This is a genomic window from Pseudomonas sp. P5_A12 (genome assembly GCF_056400685.1).
Genome location: NZ_JBFUKU010000514.1, coordinates 1 through 2,037, shown reverse-complemented (window position 1 = coordinate 2,037; position 2,037 = coordinate 1). Strand labels below are relative to the sequence as shown.

2 protein-coding genes are annotated in these 2,037 nt (G+C 60.0%); both read right to left on the bottom strand.

The features are described from left to right. Positions 1 to 452 (bottom strand): enoyl-CoA hydratase-related protein (locus AC1DSG_RS30610; RefSeq protein WP_477794210.1); only part of this gene is annotated, 452 nt, incomplete at its 3' end. Position 453: 1 nt separating this feature from the next. Next, positions 454 to 2,037 (bottom strand): (2,3-dihydroxybenzoyl)adenylate synthase (locus AC1DSG_RS30605; RefSeq protein ID WP_477794209.1); only part of this gene is annotated, 1,584 nt, incomplete at its 5' end.

Below are 2,037 nucleotides of genomic sequence, written 5' to 3'. Positions count from 1 at the left end.
CCGCCATCCCCGGGCACGATTCCCAAGCGTACGAAGCTTTCAGCGAAACGCGCCTGTTGCGAGGCGATTCGGATGTCGCACATCAATGCCAGGTCGCAACCGGCACCAATCGCTGCACCGTTGACGGCGGCAATGGTCGGCACCTCAAGGTGGTAGACCGCCAGCGGGATCTGCTGGATGCCATGGCGATAGCCATCGCGCAGCTGATACGGATCACCAGCGAACAGCCCCGCCCGCGCTTTCATGTCTTTGACGTTGCCACCGGCACAGAATGATTTGCCTGCACCAGTGAGGATGACCACTTTGACCTGCGGATCGCGGTTGATGCGCGCGCAAACCTGAGTGAACGCGTCGAACTGCGCCTGGTGGGTCAATGCGTTGTGCTGCTCGGGCGCGCACAGTGTCAGGGTGACGATGCCGTCTTCGAAGCGGTATTCGATAAAGTCACTCATCTCAGGCCGCCTCGATCTTAAGCTTGGCGCTGACGCGCTCCACCAGGTCTTTCTTGGAGACCTTGCCGAAGGTCGACAGCGGAAAACTGTCCACCAACTCCAGGCGTTCTGGCAGTTTGAAACGGGCGATTTCGTGGGTCTGTAAATAGTTGACCAGGTCTTCCAGGCTCAACTGCGCAGCAGGTTTGAGGATCACGAAGGCGCACATTTTTTCACCCAGCACCGGATCAGGCATGGCCACGCACGCCACGTTCGTGACGGCCGGGTGAGCCAGCACCAGGTTCTCGATTTCTTCGGCGGAAATTTTCTCGCCGCCCCGGTTGATCAAATCTTTCTTGCGCCCTTCCACCACATAGTTGCCCGAAGGCAGCTCGCGCATCATGTCGCCGGAACGGTAGAAACCGTCGGGGGTAAACGCCCTCGCGTTATGCTCCGGTGCGTTGAAGTAACCACGTAAGGTGTAAGGCCCTCGGCAGCACAGCTCACCCGGTGTTCCCAGCGGCACCGGTTGATCATCCTCGCCGAGCAACAGAATTTCGTCGTCTGCACACACCGGCCGGCCCACCGACTCGCGGCGTACATCCAGCGGGTCGTCCAGACGCACGAACATCAACAGGCCTTCGGCCATGCCAAAGTTTTCCTGCACCGTGCAGTTACGCAAGACCTGCTCGGTCAAGGCACGCGTCTCCGGTTGCAGTCGCTGGCCACCGGACTGAATCACCCGAACACTGTCCAGATTGAAGGCCTCAACCCGCGGGTCGTTCATCCACATGATCAGCAGGGCCGGCACCACATGGATATGGGTGACCTTGAAGCGCTCGATCAAACCGAACACCTCTTCAGCCCGAGTGCTGGCATGCAGCACCACCTTGGCACCGCAGAGCATGAAGCCCTGCAAGCCAGGGCACGCCAGCGGCAAATTGTGAGCAATGGGAAGCACGTCCAGCAACACCGAGTGCTCATCAATGCCCGTGTATTTGGAGGCCAGCCGCGAGTTGCAGACGTAGTCGTTGTGCGAGCGCGGGATCATCTTCGGGATGCCGGTCGTGCCGCCAGACAATAGAAACAGCGCCGGGCTGCACGGATCGATTGCCGCCTGAATCGCCTCGATTTCAGCAACATCGCGACGTGGCTCACGCGCCAGCAGGTCGCCCAGCGAGACAAAACCGTCCGCCGCGGCACCGAGGACAAACTTGCGACGGATGCTTGTGGTATCAGCTTGAACGCGGTTGACGATATCGATGAAATCGCAGTCCTTGGAGCGGTCCGCCGTAATAGTTGCGGTGGCGCCAGACAACTCGACGAACTGGCGCAGCTCACGGTATCGGTGGGTGTGCAGCGCAAGGATCGGCCGCACGCCGATTTTCTGCAGGGCCAGGTAAACGAAGACAAACTCCAGCACGTTGCCCAGTTGCAAGACGACGATATCGCCCGGCACCAGACCGGCATCCAACAGGTTCAAACCCAGGCGTGTGGCAACCTGGTCAAGCTCGGCGTAGCTCACCTCACGGGAGGCATCGCACACGGCAATGCGCTCGCAGTACTGACGGCATACAGCCTGGAAGGTATTCGCCAGGGTCTGGTC